The organism is Arthrobacter sp. MMS24-S77, from assembly GCF_054888235.1.
In genome coordinates this window covers 2,084,658-2,105,729 of the sequence record NZ_JBTZRN010000001.1, presented here as the reverse complement: position 1 = coordinate 2,105,729, position 21,072 = coordinate 2,084,658, and the positions used below count along the sequence as shown (strand labels likewise).

At 64.2% G+C, this 21,072-nt stretch carries 15 protein-coding genes, 2 tRNA genes and 2 pseudogenes; 15 read left to right on the top strand and 4 right to left on the bottom strand.

From position 1 onward, the window contains the following. Positions 1 to 308: 308 nt before the first annotated feature. The 15 genes from ACX5I4_RS09595 (at position 309) to ACX5I4_RS09525 (ending at position 18,247) form a co-directional block, all read left to right on the top strand. The gene (locus ACX5I4_RS09595; RefSeq protein WP_461836451.1) at positions 309 to 1,334 is read left to right on the top strand and encodes an AraC family transcriptional regulator; all 1,026 of its coding nucleotides are present in this window, start codon (positions 309 to 311) and stop codon (positions 1,332 to 1,334) included. Positions 1,335 to 1,495: 161 nt separating this feature from the next. Beyond that, entirely contained in the window at positions 1,496 to 2,563 is a 1,068-nt protein-coding gene (locus ACX5I4_RS09590; protein ID WP_461836450.1) for an LLM class flavin-dependent oxidoreductase, read from the top strand. Further along, positions 2,547 to 3,620 carry an alpha/beta fold hydrolase gene (locus tag ACX5I4_RS09585; RefSeq protein ID WP_461836449.1) on the top strand — a complete coding sequence of 358 codons (1,074 nt, stop codon included), beginning with the start codon at positions 2,547 to 2,549 and terminating at the stop codon, positions 3,618 to 3,620. Before ACX5I4_RS09590 ends, ACX5I4_RS09585 begins: the two co-directional genes overlap by 17 nt. A 65-nt stretch (positions 3,621 to 3,685) precedes the next feature. Further along, a complete protein-coding gene (locus ACX5I4_RS09580; protein ID WP_459341019.1) occupies positions 3,686 to 4,177 on the top strand; it encodes a flavin reductase family protein in 492 nt (163 codons plus the stop codon). Positions 4,178 to 4,281: 104 nt separating this feature from the next. Next, positions 4,282 to 5,364, top strand: a complete 1,083-nt coding sequence (locus ACX5I4_RS09575; RefSeq protein WP_459341020.1) for a maleylacetate reductase — start codon at positions 4,282 to 4,284, stop codon at positions 5,362 to 5,364. Between the two features lie 12 nt (positions 5,365 to 5,376). After that, complete coding sequence (locus tag ACX5I4_RS09570; RefSeq protein ID WP_461836448.1) at positions 5,377 to 6,279, top strand: intradiol ring-cleavage dioxygenase; 903 nt, start codon at positions 5,377 to 5,379, stop codon at positions 6,277 to 6,279. Positions 6,280 to 6,557: 278 nt separating this feature from the next. Continuing rightward, positions 6,558 to 7,433: a LysR family transcriptional regulator gene (locus ACX5I4_RS09565; protein ID WP_459341022.1), complete on the top strand. Its 876-nt coding sequence runs from the start codon at positions 6,558 to 6,560 to the stop codon at positions 7,431 to 7,433. Positions 7,434 to 7,905: 472 nt separating this feature from the next. Continuing rightward, positions 7,906 to 9,417: an aldehyde dehydrogenase family protein gene (locus ACX5I4_RS09560; RefSeq protein WP_461836447.1), complete on the top strand. Its 1,512-nt coding sequence runs from the start codon at positions 7,906 to 7,908 to the stop codon at positions 9,415 to 9,417. Positions 9,418 to 9,565: 148 nt separating this feature from the next. Beyond that, entirely contained in the window at positions 9,566 to 11,173 is a 1,608-nt protein-coding gene (mdlC, locus tag ACX5I4_RS09555; RefSeq protein ID WP_459341024.1) for a benzoylformate decarboxylase, read from the top strand. Between the two features lie 303 nt (positions 11,174 to 11,476). After that, positions 11,477 to 12,382: a ketopantoate reductase family protein gene (locus ACX5I4_RS09550; RefSeq protein WP_461836446.1), complete on the top strand. Its 906-nt coding sequence runs from the start codon at positions 11,477 to 11,479 to the stop codon at positions 12,380 to 12,382. 17 nt (positions 12,383 to 12,399) lie between these two features. Further along, positions 12,400 to 13,545: an alpha-hydroxy-acid oxidizing protein gene (locus ACX5I4_RS09545; protein WP_459341026.1), complete on the top strand. Its 1,146-nt coding sequence runs from the start codon at positions 12,400 to 12,402 to the stop codon at positions 13,543 to 13,545. Positions 13,546 to 14,543: 998 nt separating this feature from the next. Next, positions 14,544 to 14,918 carry a DoxX family protein gene (locus tag ACX5I4_RS09540; RefSeq protein WP_459341028.1) on the top strand — a complete coding sequence of 125 codons (375 nt, stop codon included), beginning with the start codon at positions 14,544 to 14,546 and terminating at the stop codon, positions 14,916 to 14,918. Positions 14,919 to 14,978: 60 nt separating this feature from the next. Continuing rightward, entirely contained in the window at positions 14,979 to 15,662 is a 684-nt protein-coding gene (locus tag ACX5I4_RS09535) for a GTP cyclohydrolase II (protein ID WP_459341029.1), read from the top strand. Positions 15,663 to 17,057: 1,395 nt separating this feature from the next. Further along, on the top strand, positions 17,058 to 17,723 hold the full coding sequence (locus tag ACX5I4_RS09530) for a hypothetical protein (protein ID WP_461836445.1): 666 nt from the start codon (positions 17,058 to 17,060) through the stop codon (positions 17,721 to 17,723). Next, positions 17,621 to 18,247: a nucleotidyl transferase AbiEii/AbiGii toxin family protein gene (locus ACX5I4_RS09525; protein ID WP_461838686.1), complete on the top strand. Its 627-nt coding sequence runs from the start codon at positions 17,621 to 17,623 to the stop codon at positions 18,245 to 18,247. Before ACX5I4_RS09530 ends, ACX5I4_RS09525 begins: the two co-directional genes overlap by 103 nt. Before the next feature lie 220 nt (positions 18,248 to 18,467). Here ACX5I4_RS09525 and ACX5I4_RS09520 read toward each other — a convergent pair. The 4 genes and pseudogenes from ACX5I4_RS09520 to istA form a co-directional block, all read right to left on the bottom strand. Continuing rightward, positions 18,468 to 18,538, bottom strand: a tRNA-Gly gene (locus ACX5I4_RS09520). Between the two features lie 12 nt (positions 18,539 to 18,550). Then, positions 18,551 to 18,622: transfer RNA gene (locus tag ACX5I4_RS09515), tRNA-Gly, on the bottom strand. A gap of 160 nt (positions 18,623 to 18,782) precedes the next feature. Then, positions 18,783 to 19,403 (bottom strand): annotated as a pseudogene (locus ACX5I4_RS09510) (ATP-binding protein); the annotation flags it as partial. Positions 19,404 to 19,480: 77 nt separating this feature from the next. Then, positions 19,481 to 21,023 (bottom strand): annotated as a pseudogene (gene istA / locus ACX5I4_RS09505) (IS21 family transposase). Positions 21,024 to 21,072 lie beyond the last annotated feature (49 nt).

The window sequence follows — 21,072 nt, the reverse complement described above, 5'->3', positions numbered from 1 at the left end:
CACGGGCGGCCGGCCCCGGGGCCTGTGGGATCGATGGTGCGGACCCCAGCTCTGGCCAGACTGCATCGATGCACAAGACTCTCCGGCCCTTTCCGAAATCTTGCCCAACGACGCCCGCATAACGACAATCGTCACTCTGACCTAGCCAGGGAACACAAACGCGCCCGCCGGTTGCCCTGCCGAGGGGCCAGGTCTGACGGCGCGAGACGATGACAGCCCGCGGGATCGTCGGCGATTTTTCATAGAAGTAATACAAGAGTTGAGAACCGTGGGGACGGTCAACAACGGGAAGAAGTGAGCGTGAACAAATGGCAGTAGATGGAGGCGTGTTGTCGAGGACGCCGTTGCGGCGATTCGGCCTCATGGAAGCTGTCGGGCTTGAAGATCTTGAGTCCAGTGCACGTGACTGCCTCACTCCGTGCAGAATCAGAACCCTGAGCCGCGACGCCGAGGGTAAGGCTCGCGGGACTGTTTCTGTGACCACCCTTGGACCCGTCAAGCTCGTCTATGCGCAAACGACGGGCAGCGACCTGGCCGTGGAGTTCACCCGCCAGGAATCGAACTACGACGTCAGCTTTGCGCTTGCGGGAACCAATCAAGTCTCCGTCAAGAATGAGCAAGCACTGTGCTCCGCCCAGCGAGCGACGATTCTCTCGCCCCAGATGGTCGCGGGCATGCGTCTCAGCGACGGGTATGCGCAATTGCATCTCTGTATCGAACGTGCCGCACTGGAACGGCACCTCGAGCGGATGCTCGACAGGGCGGTTGCCAAGCCGATCCGGTTCCAAATGGAGATGGACCTCACCCGTCCCGCTCTGGCCTCATGGATGCGGGGATTCAAGGTCCTCCTGGATGACCTTGACGAGCCTTCGGGTCTGAGTGCGGCCAGGGCGGGTGTCAACCCGTGGTCTGACTTCCTGATGACCGGTCTGTTGCTCGCACAATCACACAATTACTCTGAGTGGCTTACCCAAGGGCAGTCGAACGGCTTCCGACCGCAATCCCTGAAGCGAGCGGTTGAGTTGATCGAGCGGGAGCCAGCGGGTGAGCTCTCATTGACACGGCTCTCTTCGGTGGCCGGCGTTGGCCCGCGGGCATTGCAGCGGTACTTTCGCGAGTACGTGGGGACATCGCCACGCGAGTACATCCAATGGGTGCGTCTTGAGCGGGCCCACGACGAGCTTCTGGCGGGCGGCGTCAAGAGCGTCTCCGAAATTGCCTTTCGTTGGGGCTTCACCCACATGCCACGCTTTGCGGGTGCTTACCAGCAGCGGTACGGGGTGCTGCCGTCTGCGACGCTGCGGGCTTCCACGCATGCCACGCAGATCGTGTAGCAATTTCCTCCACTCCCGCCGCGACTGCGCAATGGGCTGAGAGATCTCGGGTCGCTTGGCGGATTGATGGGTCGCCTGCCGGATAGGAAAGGCCCCGCACCCTCCGTAGCGTGAAGAGTGTCATTATCCCCCCACCAACAACAACACGGAGGTTGGCGCCCATGAGCGCAATCAGCGAGGACAGGGGCAACCTTAGTTTCGTCCACCAGTACGCCGTAGGTCTGCATACGACCGATTTCGTTCCGGATGTCCATAACCCCACTTGGCAGAAGCGCCAGATCGAGGAGTTCGTCGAGTTCGCGGTGCTCGCCGAGGAACTCGGCTATGACGGGCTGACAGTCACCGAGCACCATGCACCACTGATGACCTGTCCTTCCCCTCACCTGCTCCTGGCGGCTGCTGCGGTCAGGACGAGCACGATCCGGCTTGGTACTGCCGTTACTATCCTTCCGCTGTACAACCCGATCCGGGTCGCGGAGGAAGCTGGCACCCTGGACCTTCTGAGCGGTGGCCGGTTCGAGCTCGGCGTAGGTCGCGGCGCCCCGGGCGAGGCCCGTATCGCCCTCGGCCGCGACTTGAACGACGAGGATCTGAAGGAGGCCTGGCTCGAGTCCCTCGAGCTTGTACGGCTAGCCCTCACCGAGCGTGACGTCACTTTCGATGGCAAGTACTTCCAGGTAACCCGTCCGACGTCGATCGCTACCCGTCCGATTCAGGAGGACTTCCCGATTTGGCTTGCGAGCGGCAGCTTGGAGAGCGCGGCGGTCGCCGGGGCGTATGGGTGGAACCTAATGCGGAACTTCGGCACTGACGAGTCCCACCGCGAAGCGCTGAACCATTACCTCAAGGTTGCCGACGAAAACGGCCACGACCGCTCCGGGGCGAACTTCATGGTCGAGCGTTTCATCGCGATCGGCGAGACCGAGGTGGAGGCCGAGCGCAACGTCGATCACTTCGCGCGCACCTTCGGACTGTTCATGTCCCACTACGCGTCCAACGGACGCTCGATCCCCAAGACCGACGGCGAGTTCGCTCTTGACAAGAAGAAAGAGCGGCCGGCCCTCACCGTCGTGGGCACTCCCGAGCAGATCATCGATGAGCTGCAGCAAGTGATTGATACGACCGGAGCCCGTCGCCTCCTTGTCGAGACGTTCACTCCGGAGCAGTCCCGCTTGTTCGCTCGCGAGGTCATGCCCATTCTGCGGGAACGCAATGCCAACGCACACTGACGCGTATGCCACTCCAAGAGCCGTCCGACTCGCGGATCAGGGCTACTTCTGGGTAGGCGTCACTTTTGCGGAGAACGAGGGACAGAGGATCGTCGACGGAACGCAACTCTTCGTCGACTTCCAGCGCCCGGAAGAGCAGACCCAGCCCTATCCCGTCGTGCTCATCCACGGCGGAGGCGGCCAGGGCCTGGACTGGATGGCAACCCCCGACGGGCGCCCCGGCTGGCGAACTCTGCTGCTGCAGCGAGGGTATGCCGTCTACACGATCGACCGACCCGGCCATGGCCGCTCGCCAGCCCGCCCAGACGGGGCAGGGGCAGCCGCGGTGGCGCCGTCAGCCGAGACACTGGGGAGGTTGTTCGCTGGCGCGAACAACCCGGACCACACCCAGTGGCCCGGAACCGGCCAAGCCGACGATCCCGCTCTCGGGCAGTTACTTGCCTCGCAAGGGGGCCTGCCCGACCTTGGCGTGGATCACGACCTGATGCGGCGCCGAGGTGCGGAACTCCTGGACCGGATCGGCCCCTCGATCATCGTCGCCAACTCGGCGGGCGGCCCCGCGGCCTGGCTGATGGCGGACGAACGGCCCAGTCTTGTGCGGGCCGTGGTGGCGCTCGAACCCCTCGGCCCGAGCGGCCCGTTCAACATGCCCTGGGGCATCGCCGCCAGCCCGATTACGTACGAGCCGCCCGCCGCTGAGCCCGGTTCTCTCGACCTGATCGACGTACCCGCGACGGACGCACAGCCACCCATGCGGCTCCAGTCCGGCCCCGCGCGTCGTCTACCTCGCCTCGCTACCGTTCCGATCGCGATTGTCACGGGTGAACAGTCGTTCGCCGGTGCGATGGACGCCGGCACTGCCGCGTTCCTTCGACAGGCCGGATGCGAGCGAGTGGATCACTTGCGGTTAGGTGAGCTCGGCATCCACGGCAATGGCCATCTCATGATGGTCGAACGCAACAACGAGCAGGTGCTCGACGCCGTTACCGCGTGGCTTGACGCAAACGTCGAGAACGACACCCGGCTCCCCAAACATCAACTCGCCGAGTCGAGTTGATGTCCATACGCTCCGGGCGGCCTGCGCGCCTCCGAAGCGACAAACCCACGATGAAGGATACTCACATGAACATGCGCCCCATGCCGGCAGATCCGGCCGAACTCCGACAGGCCTACGCCTCTTTCCCGAGCGGGGTCACCGCCTTGTGTGGCTGCGTCGATGGCAAACCCACAGGGATGGCCGTGAGCTCGTTCACGAGCGTCTCACTCGAACCGCCCCTGGTCTCCGTCTACGTGCAGAAGAATTCCAAGACCTGGTTGCAGCTGCGCGGACTCCCTCGGCTCGGGATCAGCGTCATGGCAGAGGACCAGGGCCCGGTCTGCCGACTCCTCGCCGGACCAGGCGACAGATTCCAGGGCATTGACTGGAATCGGACCCTGGAAGGCGCGGTATTCGTGGATGGAGCGACCGCCTGGTTCGACTGTTCCATATATCAGGAGATCGAGGCGGGGGACCACATCATTGTGCTCCTCCAGATAGAGGCGATCCGATCCGATCGGTCACGCCAGCCGCTTGTGTTCCACCACAGCCAAATGCGGCGTTTGGCGTCGGTCTGAAGGATTCCGTCTGCACATTGACGCCACCGCTCGCGGGCCTGTACGTCACGGCCCCGATGTCGGAAGCTAACCGTAACGCCGAAGACTAGGAGAGCGAGAAGCACATGGGGCTGGAATTCGACCACACAACCCTGGGACAGCGGGTGCTGTTCGGTTCCGGCAAGGCTGCCGGAAACGTGGCAGCCGAGGTCAGCCGTACCGGCGCCCGACGGGTGATGCTCATCGCGGCCAGGACCGCGGCAGGCATCGCCCGCGACGTGGCTGCCGGGATCGACGTGGCCCTCGAGTACGACGAGGTCGTCATGCACGTCCCCGTCGAGACGGCAGACAGGGCCCGGGCCGCCGCGGCCGAACACGCCATCGACCTCATCGTGAGCGTCGGAGGAGGCTCGACGACCGGGCTCGCCAAGGCCGTTGCGCTCACCACTGGAATCCCGATCATCTCCGTACCCACCACCTACGCCGGATCCGAAGCGACCAACGTATGGGGCCTGACGGAGGGGGCGCGGAAGATCACGGGCGTGGAAGACAGGGTCCTTCCAGCGACGGTCGTGTACGACGCGGACCTGACAGTCTCGCTCCCGGTCGGAATGTCCGTCGCGTCCGGGCTGAACGGCATGGCGCACTGCATCGATTCGCTCTGGGCCCCGCGAACAGATCCGATCAACCAAGCCATCGCCCTCGAAGGCATCCGCGCCCTCGCCGCCGGCCTCCCCGCAATCGCCGCCGACCCACAGGGCCTGCCGGGCCGCGAACAGGCGCTCTACGGCGCCTACCTCGCCGCCGTCTCATTCGCCTCCGCGGGCTCCGGCATGCACCACAAGATCTGCCACGTCCTCGGAGGGACCTTCAACCTCCCCCACGCCCAAACCCACGCAACCGTCCTGCCCTATGTGCTGGCCTTCAACCAGGCCGCCGCACCCGAGGCGGCAAACAGGACCGCCGCCGCCTTCGGAACCGACGACGCCCTGGCCGGCCTCCAGAACCTGCGCGAGCGGCTCCACGCCCCGACCCGTCTGGCAGACTACGGCTTCACGGCCCGCAACATTGCCGAGGCAGTGGACGTGGCACTTCCTGCCATCCCCGCCAGCAACCCCCGCCCCGTCACGGAGGCATCCCTCACCGCGCTGCTGCGTGCGGCTCTGACCGGCGAGGACCCCAAGACGCTCATCGACGAGCCCGACTAGAGGACAACAGCCATGACCAAGACCGCCGCCCGCAACGCCGTCTCCGCCGAACAGTCCGCCGTCGAGGAGCGGCTCACGCGCAACGTGAAGGGCAGCTTCGAGAACTGCCCGGACCCGCGGCTCAAGCAGGTGATGCAGTCGCTCGTGACGCACCTGCACGCCTTCGTCCGGGACGTCCGGCTCACGGAGGAGGAATGGAACAAGGGGATCGAGTTCCTCACCTCCGCCGGGCACATCACCGACGACAGGCGCCAGGAGTTCATCCTCCTCTCCGACGTCCTCGGCGTCTCGATGCAGACCATCAACGTCAACAACGCTGCCTACGGCAACGCGACGGAGGCGACCGTGTTCGGACCGTTCTTCGTCGAGGACGCCCCCGAAATCCCGCTCGGCGGCGACATCGCCTGCGGCGCCCCAGGGCAGCCGTGCTGGGTCGAGGGCACCGTGACCGACACCGAGGGCAACCCCGTCCCCGGGGCCCGGATCGAGGTGTGGGAGGCTGACGAGGACGGCTTCTACGACGTCCAGCACACCGACGGGCGGGTCGCCGGGCGTGCGCACCTCTTCGCCGACGATGCCGGGCGGTACTCGTTCTGGGGCCTGACCCCCACCCCGTACCCGATCCCCCATGACGGACCGGTCGGGAAGATGCTCGAAGCCACGGGCCGCTCCCCGATGCGCGCCTCGCACCTGCACTTCATGGTCACCGCCCCCGGGCTGCGCACCCTCGTGACGCACATCTTCGTCCGCGGGGACGAGCTCCTGAAGACCGACACCGTCTTCGGCGTCAAAGACTCCCTCGTCAAGGACTTCGCCCAGCATCCCGCAAGCGCCCCCGCCCCGGACGGCCGCGCCCCGCACCGGGCCTGGGCCCGCGTCCGTTTCGACATCGTCCTCGCCCCTCCCGGCACCTGAGGGCCGGCACCGCACCGCACCTCTGCATGCAGTCCAGCTATCCGCGACGAGGCGCAGCTGCCACGCATAAGCGGTGGCCTCGTCGCGGCCGGGGGTGTGATTGGATTCTTGGAGAGTGTGTCAGCCGAAATCCGGACCTCGGCCGCGGTCTTCTTCATGAGTGGCAACGGGGACGCGACCGTCCGTCCCATCACCGCGAAGGATGTCTTCTTGCTGTAGATCGCTCTTCTTTCGATAATCTCTCGCCGCAGGAAGACGACCAATGTAGGAGGCCCGCGATGGTGGACTTGAATCTCATCCGCGTGTTCTCTGCCGTCGTCGAGGAGGGCTCGGTGACGGCGGCGGCCGACCGCCTGAAGATGTCTCAGCCTTCCGTCACCCAGGCGTTGAACAGACTGCGCCGGGCCACGGGGAATGATCTCTTCCGCCGTGAAGGACGCGGAATTGCTCCGACCCGCGCAGCACTGCAGCTGTACGAGGAGATAGGTCGTCTTCCCGCGATGGCGGACGCGGCCATCAACGGCTTGTTTCGATTCAACCCGGCGACGGCGAGAACTACCTTCCGGATGGCACTCACGGATCTAGGGCAGACAGTCTTCCTTCCGGCACTGGTGTCCGGTCTGGCTGAGACCGCCCCACATTGCAGTCTCGATGTGGTGAACCTGAACACCGAGACAGCCGTGGATGACCTTGTTTCCGGATGGTTGGACCTCGCGGTCTCATCCACCCCCCTACACGGCCCCTTGCGTCCCTCGATAATCCGCTCAGACCACTACTGTTGCGTGTCGAACCGAGGTCGGTTCGGTGACAGCACACCGACTCTCGAGGAGATGACTTCACTTCCGAGGGTGGTCGTCCGAGATTCGACTGGGCACACGCTCGTGGAGTCCCTGCTACCGCCTCCGGCGGACGGTTCCATCCATCTCTCCGGTTTCTCGGCGATCCCTGGGATATTGGGGGTTTCGGATCTGATCGCCTTCGTCCCGGAGGCGGTTACTGCGGACTGGGCTGCGAAGTGGGATTTTGAGGTCACATCTTTGCCGCGTGAAGAGTTCGCCAGCGTGGTGCGCGCGCATGCGGCCCTTGATTCCCCGTCGGCGGCCACTGCTTGGTTTGTCGAGTGGGCGATTGCAAGGATGCGCGCACCGTATTAGCGCGCAGAACACGGGGTCCGGCGTGCTGCTCTCCTTATACCGCTTGATTCTTGCTCCCAAAGGCTTCGTACTTGAACTCGGTCGCATGCCGGTCGCGGACATTGGGCCAGTTGCCCACCCACAGCCTGCGGAGCGGGAAGCGTTGAGAGCCACCCGGCAAGGCCGCCTTGGGCCACAGCATCACAACGCCGAGCCACTATTCTCCGTGGCGTGATCGACTCGCCAAGAGGCGACCGCCCGGGCATTCGAGGAAACGGCCAGCACGGCGGCCTGCATCGACCCGCCCACCGGGCGAGGCCGGGCGCCTGAGGCAGATTTCGGCGTGCCAGAGAACCGAATTATAAGTCTGGCCTATGAGAGAAGCCATGAATCTTTATTAGACCTGGGTGATTCCTGTCACCTAGCCTCGATATGTGTCTCAATAACACTGCGGTGTGCTGGAGACCATTTCCGATCACCGAAAGAGGCTCTCATGACCGCTACGGCTACCACCACATCCTCCGAAGTCCGCGACGCCGCGACCTCACTGATTGACGGCCTCAAGGCCGGCGGCTTCATTGCCGGCATCTGGCGGGATGGATCGTCCGACCGTCAAACAAGGGTCACCACGGCTGCCGACGGCACCGTTCTGCGTACATTCGCCAGCGCATCCACGCGGGACGTGGACGAGGCGTATGGGGCTGCAGCGGCCGCCCAGAAGGAGTGGGCCAACGTCCCAGCCCCCGAGCGCGCCGCCGTGATCAGCCGAGCCGCGGACATCCTCGAACGCCGCCGCCCCGAGATCACCGCGCTGCTGCGCGTCGAGTCCGGATCGTCGGCTCTGAAGGCCAACATCGAGGTCAGCGCTGCCGTCGGCATCACCCGCGAATCCGCTACCTTCCCGAACCGGGCCCACGGCACCCTTCACCCCTCTGCCTTCTCCGGAAAGGAGAATCGTGTCTACCGCGAGGCCCGCGGCGTGATCGGTGTGATCTCACCGTGGAACTTCCCGCTGCACCTGTCCATCCGATCCGCCGCCCCTGCCCTTGCTCTGGGCAATGCCGTCGTCCTCAAGCCCGCATCTGACACCCCGGTCTCCGGGGGCCTGGTCGTCGCCGAGATCTTCGAGGAAGCCGGCCTGCCCAAGGGCCTGCTGTCAGTGGTCGCCGGCTCCGGCTCCGAGATCGGAGACTATTTCGTCCAGCACCCGATCCCCTCGATGATCTCCTTCACCGGGTCCACCCCCGTGGGGCAGCGCGTGGGCGCCCTCGCCGCCCAAGGCCGCCTGAAGAAGGTTGCGCTCGAGCTCGGGGGCAACGCCCCCCTGGTTGTCCTGGACGATGCCGACATCGACGGGGCCGTCAACGGCGCTCTGATGGCGAAGTTCCTGCACCAGGGGCAGATCTGCATGGCCGCCAACCGTATCATCGTGGACGAGTCCGTCTACGACGAATTCGTAGACCGCTTCGCCGCCCGCGCCAGGAAGCTCGTGGCTGGCGACACCACCGACGACAACGTCATCATCGGCCCGATCATCAACGATGACCAGGCCGAAGCCGTGACCGGCCTCATCCAAGCAGCCCGCAAGCAGGGCGCCCGCGAGGTGGTCGGCGGCCAACTCGAAGGACGTCTGGTGGGGCCGCACGTCTTCGCCGACGTCACCGAGGACATGGACATCGCCAGGAACGAGATCTTCGGCCCCGCCGTCGGGATCATCAAGGCCCACGGCGAAGAGGACGCCCTGCGCATCGCCAACAACACCGAGTTCGGCCTGTCCTCGGCCGTCTTCACTCGAGACATCGAACGCGGCGTGCGCTTCGCACGTGGCGTGAAGGCCGGCATGACCCACGTCAACGACTCGACAGTCAACGACGAGCCGCACGTCATGTTCGGAGGCGAGAAGAACTCCGGCCTCGGCCGCTTCAACGGCGATCAGGCGATCGAGGACTTCACGACCCTGCACTGGGTCGGGGTGCGCTCCGCCATGGGGCCGGTCCCGTTCTGACAACGCCGGGCACCGTGATCGGCCATCGCCGATCAGCCTGGGATGTGAGGCACAGGTCTGACGGCACAAGAAATGCAAGAGATGCCATCATGCCCGCCCCGACCGACCACACACGCGATGAATGAAAGTATCTGAAAGAGGCACACGAGTGGCGACCAAGAAGAAAGTCCTGCAGACAAGCCTGGACATGTTCCGTGCCCACGGCATGACGACCATCTTCGGCAACCCAGGATCCAATGAGCTTCCGTTTCTCGCTGGCCTCGACGACGACTTCGACTTCGTCCTCGGCCTGCATGAGCAGGTGGTCGTGGGCATGGCCGAGGGCTACGCCCGCGCGACCGGACGTCCGGCCCTGGTGAACCTCCATGCCGCATCCGGCACGGGGAATGCCATGGGCGCCCTGACGAACGCCCACTACGGCCACATCCCGATGGTCATCCTGGCCGGACAGCAGGTCCGGCGCACGGTCGGCCAGGAGACGATGCTCGCAAGCACGGATGCGGCGACGTTGCCGGCCCCGCTCGTGAAGTATTCGCACGAGCCCCTGGCCGCAGCCGACGTGCCCCGGACCTTGGCCCAAGCCGTGTTCGAGACGTCCACACAGCCTTGCGGGCCGGTCTATGTCTCGGTCCCGCTTGACGACTGGGCCGAGCCTGCCCTCGAAGACGACTCCCTGCTCAACGATCGATCAGTGGTCGCCGCGGGCGAGCTGTCCGAAGCCCTGGCCCGGGAGCTCATCGCCGTCGTCAACAACGCGAAAAGCCTTGCCCTCGTGGTGGGTCCTCAGGTGGATGCGGCAGCCGTCAAGGACCCCAAGGTCTTCGAAGCCGTCGTCTCTCTGGCGGAGAAGGCTGACGCGTCGGTGTACATTGCACCGTCCCCTTCGCGCTGCCCCTTCCCGACCACCCACCCGAACTTCGAGGGCGTTCTCGTGCCGGGCATCACCTCGGTACGCGACCGCCTGGCCGGCCACGACGTCGTCCTCGTCCTGGGGGCTGCCGTGTTCCGGTACCACCGGTGGGAGCCGGGCACTTATCTTGAGGCCGGCACCCGTGTGCTGCAGCTCACTGCAGACCCCCGGGAGGCGACACGGGCGCCTTTCGGCCGGTCCGTCGTCGCCGACATCGCCAGCGCGGCCAAGACCCTGTCGGTGGGGGTGAAGGACCGCGGCAAGCGACGCGGCGCGCCTGGCACCCGCGCCCTGTCTGGCGCCCGGACCGCTGCGGACGGCATGACCGGCACCGAGATCCTCGAAGTACTGAACGCCCACGCCAACAGCAGCGTGGCATACGTCAACGAGACGACCACCTTGGACCTGGAATATCTTGAGCGGGTCGCCATCGACCGCCCGGGCATGTACCACTTCCCGGCCTCGGGCGGCCTTGGATTCGGCTTGCCCGTGGCGGTCGGGATGTCGCTTGGTGATCCCACGAAGACAATCGTCGCGACAGTGGGCGACGGCTCCGCGAACTACGGAATCACCGCCCTGTACACCGCCGCCCAGCGGCAGACGCGGACGGTGTTCGTCATCGTCAACAATTCCGGCTACGGGGCTCTCGCAGCGTTCGCCCGGCGCATGGAAGTGCCGGACGTACCAGGGCTCCGGCTCGGCAACATCGATTTCGTTGCCATTGCCGAAGGCTACGGCGTGCCGGCACAGAGGACGGAGACCCGCGAGGAATTCGAGCTGGTCTACAAGAAGGCGCTGGAACGAAGCGGCCCGGTCCTTATCGATGCAAGAGTCGTGACCGACTGAAACCCGCACTATCCGCCCGCACAAGGGCGGGGACCACTCCGGCATGTCCGGCGACGCATCAACGTGCTCGAAGTCCTCAGCCTCCCATCCAGGCCGGCCCCGCCTGCCGGCAACGGCCTACCACATCATGGAGTTCCCAATAAGCGCACTGCGTTCTTCCCTCATCATCGGCCCCAATGACTTGCCCGTCGGACTGACCGTCCAGAGGCGCCGTTTCGCCGACCGAGATGCGCTGGGACTTGCAGGGAGACGTCAACCCAATGCTCAGCAGCGATGCTATGTGAAGAAGAAAGAGGTCATGCGGTGAAGACGGCGATCGTGGGAGCCGGTGCCATGGGGCAGCTCTTCGGAGCTCGACTCCAGTTGGCAGGAGAAGATGTCACGCTGTTCGACACCCGGCAGGAGACAATCGACACCCTCAACAGCTCAGGTGTCTTCGTGGAGACCGAGGAGGGCACAGAGCACACTCCCGTCACCGTCCACCGAGCGGAAGACGGAAACGGCCCCTTCGACCTGTTCGTGTTCTTCACCAAGGGCTTCCATACCCGCGCGGCGGTCGAATCCATACGTCACCTCGTGGGCCCGGCATCCGTCGGCCTCACCCTCCAAAACGGCCTTGGCCATGCCGAGGTCCTGTCAGAATTCTTCGGACCGGAACTGACCCTGGCCGGGGTGACAGACTTCCCATCGGATCTGGTAGAGGTCGGTCACATCAAGACCAGTCGGCACGGATCTGTCCGGATTGGCTCAATCGGTTCGAACGGGCATGCCGAGAATGTGGCGCAGATCTTGGACCGGGCGAGGCTCAACGTGAATGTGGATCACGACGTCCGAGTCCCCATCTGGGAGAAGGTCGCCTTCAACTCGGCGGTAAACACGCTGTCCGCCGTCACCGGGAAGGTGATCGGCGACCTCGGCAAGTCTCCCGACGCGCGAGAGATCGTGTCGGACGTGCTGTCGGAGACCCAGCGCGTCGCCGCATCACAGGGCATCGGTTTCTCCATCGAAGGAGTCTGTGCAGCAATCGAGAACGCTTTCGCCAACCACCCGACGCACAAGACCTCCATGCTGGTGGACTTGGAAGCGGGACAGGTCACCGAAGTGGACTTCATCGGCGGTGCCGTCGCCGAGATCGGAAGAAAGTCGGGAGTGCCGACCCCGGTTCTCCAGACACTGTGCCGCCTGGTGCGCGTCCGCACCGCGAAGTAAGAGAAAGCAGGGACCAGATGACCAAGCTCTTCACCGTCGACGACTATCGGTCGGCGGCCCGTCGGACGCTGCCGCACATGGTTTTCGACTACCTCGAGGGAGGTGCCGAGGCCGAGCTCTCGCTCCAGGAGAACCGTGCCGCGTTCGGGCGCATCCAGTTCGCGCCCAAGCGGCTCACCGACGTGAGCGCCCGAGACCAGTCGATCGAGCTTTTCGGTCGCCGTCTGGAATCGCCGCTCATCGTCGGCCCGACCGGGCTGAACGGCGCGTTCCGCCCCGCCGGGGACATCGCGCTGGCACGGGCCGCCGCCGCAGCCGGCCTCCCCTTCGTCCTGTCCACACCCGCGCAAAGCTCTCTCGAGGAGGTCGCTGCGACTTCGGACGGCGACCTGTGGTTCCAGCTCTACGTCGTTGAGCGCGGGCTCGCCGAGCGGCTCGTGCAGCGCGCGCTCTCGGCCGGTTACCGGACGCTCGTGCTCACCACGGACGTGGCCGTGAACGGGATTCGGGAGCGTGACGTGCGTAACGGCTTCAGCGTGCCCTTCTCCATGAGGCCTCGAGTCGCGCTCGACGGCGCCATGCACCCTGCCTGGTCCTTTCGCTTCCTGCGGGCAGGAATGCCGAAGCTCGCGAATTTCGCCGATGATGCCGGGACGACCGAATCCCAGTACGCCGTCATGCACCGCCAGATGGACGCCAGCTTCGGGTGGTCGGATCTCGCAGCCCTTCGTGACATGTGGCCACACATGCTCCTCGTCAAAGGCATCCTGAGGGCCGACGATGCTGCGCGTGCAGTCGACGCCGGAGCCGACGGAATTGTCGTCTCGAACCACGGGGGGCGCCAGCTCGACCACGTCCCGTCTCCGCTCGAGGTCCTCGAGGACATCGTCGACCGCATCAATGCCCCAGTGCTCGTCGACAGCGGGTTCCGTCGCGGCTCGGACGTCGTGAAGGCGATCGCCCTGGGCGCCTCCGCTGTACTCCTCGGCCGCGCACCGCTCTACGGACTATCGGCCCGCGGCGAGAAGGGCGTCACCGCGGTACTCGACATCGTCCGCCACGAAATCGACACGACCCTCGCCCTGACGGGCGCCAGATCGATAAGCGAACTCGACCGCTCATTCCTCCGGCACAGGGTCGAGACCCTATCAGGGCACGGATAAGGCTGACTCTATTGGTGCAAGGAATTGGCCTGGACCCAGGGTGACCCTTGAAGGCTACTGGCGGGTGAAGGATCCAGGCTTGGCGAACTTGCCCCTGCACGATTGCCAAGAATCTGCTCCCTTTGCCAGCTGCTCAGGATGCCCCCAGACTCTTGGCAAGATTGTTCGCGTGCCGAGAGGGGCCCGGTCGATGTTTAAGCGGCCGATGAACAAAGCCAGGACCACGGAATTTTCGTCGGCACCCCTGACGCCAGCAAGGACTTTCGGGATACCCATCGGAGAACAAATCGATCGGCAAGTCACGCTCATCACGACCGCAAGCGCACCCTCTGCATGACTTAGCGGCGACTCGAAGAAACGTTTGAGACGGGCACGCGCTATTCGGCGCTTCGTAGGCAACGGTCGTCAGGATCAATGGCACGCATGATGCGTTGCCCAATCTCGGCCAGTTGGCGCGATTGCGCCTTCGTGAGGGGATCAAAGACGAGTGTGCGGACGGCTTCGACATGCCCGGGGGCGGTTTGAACCACCTTTTCCCAGCCGGCATCCGTGAGGGCCGCAAGGGTGATACGGCCGTCGGAGGGATCGGGGAACGGCGCACCAAACCTCGCTTTTCCAGACGGGCAACAACCTGGGACAACCGCGGGAGTCCTGATTCAGCGAAACCAGCCAGGTCACTCATCCGGCGCGTGTGGCCAGCAGCCTCGGAGAGGCCGGCAAGGACCAGGTATTCAAAGTGGCTTAGCCCTGCGTCGCGCTGCAGTTGCGCATCCAAGGCGGGAGGCAGCCGCATCATGATGCCCACGAACGCGAGCCACGCCTGACGCTCATCGCTGCTTAGCCATCGCGGTTCCACTGAACTTTCCATAGAGCAAGCATAGCCCAGAGAAGTTCACATCTTAACTTTTGTCCGATGGAGTGTTGCTTGCATCGTGAAGTAATTGACTGTACTTTTAACTTCAATATTGAAGTAACTCACCGATTGGAATTGATTGAACATGAACATCACTCTTTGGATCATCGCAGGCGTGCTCGCCGTTGCTTTCCTTGCCGCCGGGGCCATGAAGGTCTCCCAGCCGAAGGAGAAGCTCGCCGCTTCTGGGATGGGCTGGACTGGAGACTTCGCACCCGGCACCGTCAAGACCATTGGCCTTCTGGAAGTCCTTGCAGCGATCGGCCTGATCCTGCCCGCGATCTTGGGGATTCTTCCCGTCCTCGTGCCGTTGGCCGCGACTGGCCTCGCTGCACTCATGGCCGGCGCAGCGATCATCCATGCCCGCCGCAAGGAAGCGTCGATGATCGGCGTCAACGCCGTCCTGTTGATCCTGGCGGCGGTCGTTGCGTGGGGCCGGTTTGGTCCCTTTTCCTTCTGATCGTCCAACCGTTGTCCGCCTGTCCACCGCCGCCAATTAGCGAAAGCCTGAGGACCTGAAATGACCGTTGCATTCGAGACCATCCCGCCAATCACCGACATTTCCGAGGCTACGATTCGTAGCCGGGTGACTGTGCCGTTGCGCTTTCCAGATGGCTTCGCAACCACCGCTGAAGTCTTGACGTTCCACGGCTTAGCGGACGGCAAAGAACACCTGTTGCTCGCCCTGGGAGGGTGGGAGCAAGCGCTCCTGCGCTCGGCGTCAGAGGGCCGGGGGCCACTAGTTAGGCTGCACAGCGAATGCCTAACTGGGGACGCTTTCGGCAGCCAACGCTGCGACTGCGGACCGCAATTGCGGGAAGCGGTCGAGGAGATCTCGGCCGACGGCGGGTTCCTGCTCTACCTCCGCCAAGAAGGGCGCGGCATCGGCCTGTACTCCAAACTGGATGCCTACGCCCTGCAGGACAACGGACTGGACACCTACGAAGCCAACTTGGCCTTGGGTCACGGAGAGGATGAGCGCGACTACGCTGCTGCCGCACAGATGCTTTTTGCCATCGGCGCCAACAATGTCCGGCTGCTCACCAATAACCCCGACAAAGCCGCCCAACTCACAGCCCTCGGCGTCCACATCACCGAGCAGGTGCCCACGGGGGTACATCTGAGCCCGGCAAACCTCCGCTACCTCGCCGCCAAGCGCGATCACACCTCCCACACCCTTGAGCTCCCCCGCTTCCTGACGTGAAGCCGCCCCGCGAAACGCGCGACGTGCCTCCTTGGTACGGATCGGCGAGGACCTCACTGACCTCGCTTCAACCACCGGGTCCGGCATCAGCGTCGTCACAATTTCCGTCCGGCCCATGAACAACACCGCAGGGGTTGCCACCGGCGACTGAATCTTCGCTCCGGTAGCCACCCTGGGAGGGACCGAAATGGGAATCTCGTACGAGGTTTTGGTCCTAGCTGGCAAGTGCGGAGGCCACCGGGCAGCGAACAGGCGATTCCTAATCTGACCTTCGGTTTGTTAAATTTCGAGCGTACTCGATAGTCGCCAGGCTGCACCCCAATTCTCATTCCTCGGCACGCGGAAGATACTTCCGCATCAGCTACAGACCCGTGAATAACCCGATCAGGGCGTAGGTTACCCACCGGAGGTGTCGCTCCGGGCAGTAGGTGGGCCTGGAAATCAGGCGGCCGGGTCGATGAGGACGGTGTGTCCGAGCCGTTCGAGTTGGGCGACCAGCTGTCGGGTCCGGGCCTGCTGTGCCGGCGCTGCAGCCATTCCGGTCCGAGGTCGAGGTAGGGCTCGTTGCGTTCAAGCATGTAATAGGCACTGCCCAGGATTGAGTGCGCGGCCGCGATCTGGGCACGCTTGGCGCCGCGGCGGGAAGCGATGCGGCCCTGTTGCGCCGAGAGGTAGGTGTTCTTGCTGCGAGCCGCCGACGCTGCCGCCTCGACCAGTGCCGAGGTGAGCCACTTGTTTCCACGCCTTGCACTGGCCGGGGTCCTGCGCCCGGTCGAAAGACCGGACGCAGGGCACTATCAGACTGACGTACCCAAGTCATGCAGTCCGGCCCCAAACCCAGCATGAAGAAGACAGAACACAGACCTACCGCCCAACAAAAGGAAAGGAGGCACCCGGCCACAGCCACGGCCACCAACAAAAACGGCCCCGAAGGGCCCATAAAAAAGCTGATTTGTGCACGCTTAGAGGGACAAAGGCCCCCTGACCTGCGACAACACTGTGCCAGGGGTGGGACTCGAACCGCTTTCCAAGCCTTACAAACACTGGGAAGTCCAGAAAACATGGGCAATCCGAGCCAAACCGGCCGATGTACGACTCAGTCCGACGGCAAGTGTGTTGACACTGTCAACACCCGCAGATCCGAAGCCGCAAGCTTCCGTCACCGGCCGTCCAACAATAAGATCTACAACCTTCAGGGTAGAGTCTCGAACTTACGACCCCCTTTCCACAGCGTTCGCGATTCGACGCCTCGTAGCCGGTGCGCCATCACGGCTTGGGCCATCCTCGCGACACCGAGCAGTCCCCATCCTGCCTTGTCATGACGCCCTATTTCGTGGTGTCATGACACCGCGTAAACTTGGACGTGAAGGTCAAGCCACCTGAAAGGAGCGCGTCATGTCGGCAGGGACACCACGGCACACGATCCGCGTCAGTGACGAGCTGTGGAACGAAGCCCACCGCAAAGCCTTGCGGGAAGGAACCTCCGTGTCCGAACTCATCCGCACCCGGCTCCGCGACTACGTCGCGGCCCCGGTCGAGCACCGGCACACCATCGCAGACTCCCTCGTATACCTGGTCCCGGACTCGTTGGACGATCTGCACGGCCCCGCCGCCGGATCCCTGGACCTCCCCGTGCACCTGGACTGGGGACCGGAAAGAAGCTACACCGTGGACGATGACGGCAGCTGCTCAGTGCTGTACCAACTCACCCTTCAGAATTCCGGATCCATCGAAGAAATCCGCAGTATCGTCAACGCAGCACGGCTGACCGCCCTGTGGCCGACCATGATCCTGCCCGCACGGTGCAGGCAGCTCTGGGAAACCACCTTCCCCCGGCTCCCCGCCATCCGCGAAGCGAAGGAGCACCCGTCATGGACCACTCTCAGCGCGTCGCAGCCAAAATCGCCCTCGAAGTCCTCGCCTCCGACGGTTTCCTCCTCGCCGGCGGCCAAGCCCTCATCGAACACGGCATCACCGAACGCCCCTCGGACGACATCGACCTCTTCGCCCTCCACCGACGCCATACCCCGGCAACCTTCGCCGCGTCGGTACAGAAAATGACGGCCGCCCTCGAAGCCGCCGGATACACCGTCGAGATCACCCGACAATACGAAGAGTTCGCCAGCATCACCGTAGGACACGACGAACAAGCCGTCGTCATCGACCTCGGACTGGACTGGTGGGAGAACTCCCCCGCCATCATCGACATCGGACCCATCCTCTCCCTCAAAGACTCCGTCGCATCCAAACTGCTCGCCGTCTACTCACGCGGATACGCCCGCGACTACCTCGACGCCTACTCCATCATCACCAGCCGCCACTTCACCCACCAACAACTGATCACCGTCTGCCAACGCCGCGACCCCACCCTGGACCTGCCAACCTTCGCCACCGCCATCGCTAGACACCGAACCCTCCCCACCACCGAATTCACCAAATACGGCCTCCACCCCGGCGAACTCCCCGCCCTCAGCACCACCCTCCTGGACTTCGCCCAAACAATACAAAACACCGCCACAACCCACACAGACGCAGCCAACCCCAACGAGCCGGAAACAGCGGAACCCGGCCCCGAATTGCTTTAATCGGGTCCCGTTCATCTATCTGGATGACCTAATGGATCGTTTCAAAGGCAGCCGGCTGGAGCCCAACGACGTCATCGCCGCTCGGGCGACCCGGCGGATGCAAGAAAATCTCTAGCTGCTGAGGGTGCGTCGATTGGATTCGATCAGCGGCTTGCGGATCGGAAGGCCGGCACGCTGTCCCGCTGAGTTACGGAGGCGAAAAGGTGCACAGGGCACCTCGGGCGGGAGACGAAATTTGAACTCGCGGCATTCGACTTGGAAGGCCGATGCTCTCCACTGAGCTACTCGCGCATTGGTATTCCGTGTCGGCGACGGGAGTCAAACCCGCGATGACAGACTGGCAGACTGTCGCGTTGCCTTCTACACCACACCGACAATGCCGGGCTAGAGCTTTAGCGAGGCCCGACACCTGCCGGGATCTCGTTACCGCGGAGGACCGCATGTCACAGGTTTTACTTCGGAGGTATTGGGGGCGCCGGGCTTGCATGAGCCGGACGGACTCGCCGCTGGTCTGGCAGAGGTGGGCGTGGTGGAGGAGCCGGTCCACGGTCGCGGTCGCGCTGGTTTTGGGCATGAGTTCATCGAACCCGGACGGGTGGATATTCGAGCTGATCGCCAGGGAGCGCTTCTCGTAGGAGGCCTCGACAACCCGGTAGAAGCCCTCCGCGGCGTCGGCGGATACCGGCAAAAGCCCGATGTCATCAACGCAAATCAAATCCACGCTGGTGGCCCGGACGATGGCTTTGTTGACGCTGTCATCGATCCTGTGCCGGCGCACGAGAGCGCCGAGGTCTTCCACGCTGAGCCAGGACACGGACATGCCTTGATCGATGGCCTGCTGGCCCAAGGACTCCAGCAGCAGAGTCTTGCCCGTGCCGGAGGGTCCGCAGGCGATCAGGTTCTCCCGCCGCCGCACCCACTCCAGGGTCCGCAGGAACGACGTCGTTGCGGCCGGGAGGGTGGACAGTGCCTCGTCCCAGACATCGAAGGTTTTCCCGGAGGGAAAGCCTGCGCGTTTGCGGCGGGTGGCCAGCATCGAGGCGTTCCTGCCGGTGGCTTCGGCTTCGAGGAGGACACGGATGACTTCGGTGGGGTCCCAGCGCTGGGCTTTCGCGGTGGCCAGGACGTCTGCGACGACGGCGCGGGCGTGCGGCATCCGGGTGGTGCGCATCAGAGCGATCACGTTCTCCACTGCAGGGTCCGATAGCGGGCTGGGGGCAAGGGCTGTCGCGCTCATTCGGTGGCTCCTTCAAAGTCTTCATCAGTGGTGGTGGCGGCCGGGGTGGTGCCGAAGTTGGCCCAGCCGCTGGTGCCCTGGCTGAGCCATTGGCCTTTGGTCGGTGGCAGTGTGGGTGCTGGTTGTGTGGTTTTTCCCGCCGGCGGTTTTGATGATGGAGAGCAGGTCCTCGTGGGTGAAGCGATGATGAACCGCGGCGGAACCGAGGCCCTTGTCGACCTCGTCGGTGCCCAGGACCTTGGCGAGGGTGACCGCGCGTTCCATTTTGTGCCGGATCTTTCCGGTCCCGGCCGCGGCGGCTTCCTTGAGCCAGAGCGCGGCGCCGGCGCCGAGGGCCAGGAAATCTTCCTCTGCCTTGTTCGTCGGGCGGATGACCCGTTCCAGGGCCCCGGCCGGGGCCGGCGGGAAGTGGGCGTCGATGATCGCCGGGGTGCCGGGAAGGGTGACCTTGTGGCGGGCGACCTCGACCGGGCCGGCGTCGCCGACATGGACGATGACGACCTCGGTATCTGTCCCGCGCACCCAGACCATCTCACCCATCAGGGCGTGCGGGACGGAGTAGCGGGACTGTTCGAACGTGATCATGGGCATGTTTGGCGGGACCTGGCGGGTGTGGCCGAAACTCGCTGTCACCGGAGTTTCCGGGACCGGGTGCAGGCGGGGGCGTTCGATAACCCGGAGCATGTCCTTGGGGACCTCCAGCGTGGCCCGGTGCACCCGCAATTCACCTCCTCCATGAACGCTTCACAGGCGGTTTCCAGCTCGGCGAAGGACCCGTATTCCGGGAGCAGGTTGGTCTCTTTGGGGACGAGGTCGGCTTTGGCGATCTTGACCGCGTTCTCGACCCCGCCCTTGGAGGCAGGGTCTGCCGGGATGCACGTCTGCATGGACGTCGAATAGTGCCTGGAAAACGCGACAATCTGGTGATTGCGGACCGGGATCCCGGCGATGTGCTCGATCGTGACGGTCTTCTCGTTATCGGTCAAAATGTAGGTCGGGACCCCGCCGACCAGGCGGAACGACCTGTCCAAGGCCGCGAAGACGCTCGGCATCGTCTTGTCCCGCAAGGCGATCACGATCCGGAACCGCGAGAAAGCCAGCCAGGCCACGAACAACACGGTCTTCACACCGTCAACGACGGGGCCATCCGCGTAGTCGAACTGTAGCCAGAGCCCTGGCTCCGGGGTCCAGGGGCGGTGCACGCGCACGTTCCGGGCCCGGTATTTCGCCTTCAGTTCAGCCAGCGTTGTCATGGTTGTCCGCTCACACCCGGTGAACCCCAGGGCAAGGAGTTTCTCATGCACGATGTCGCCGCGGATCTTCCCGCGGGACTGCTCGACCCAGGAGATCATCTGCGGCAGGAACGGGTCGGTCATCCGGCCGCGTTGCCGGGCCACCGGCGCCTGCGCGCCCTCCTGACGGGCTTTCACATAAGAGCGCCGTATTGTGCGAAACACCGCAGATCTTTGCGGCATCCCGGTAGGACCGGGTCAAATCATAAGCAGCTAAAATTTCCATGAACTCTCCTGGAGACTTCACAACAAGCCCCTTCCTTCCGGTAACGGGTGAAATACAGACGATCGACATC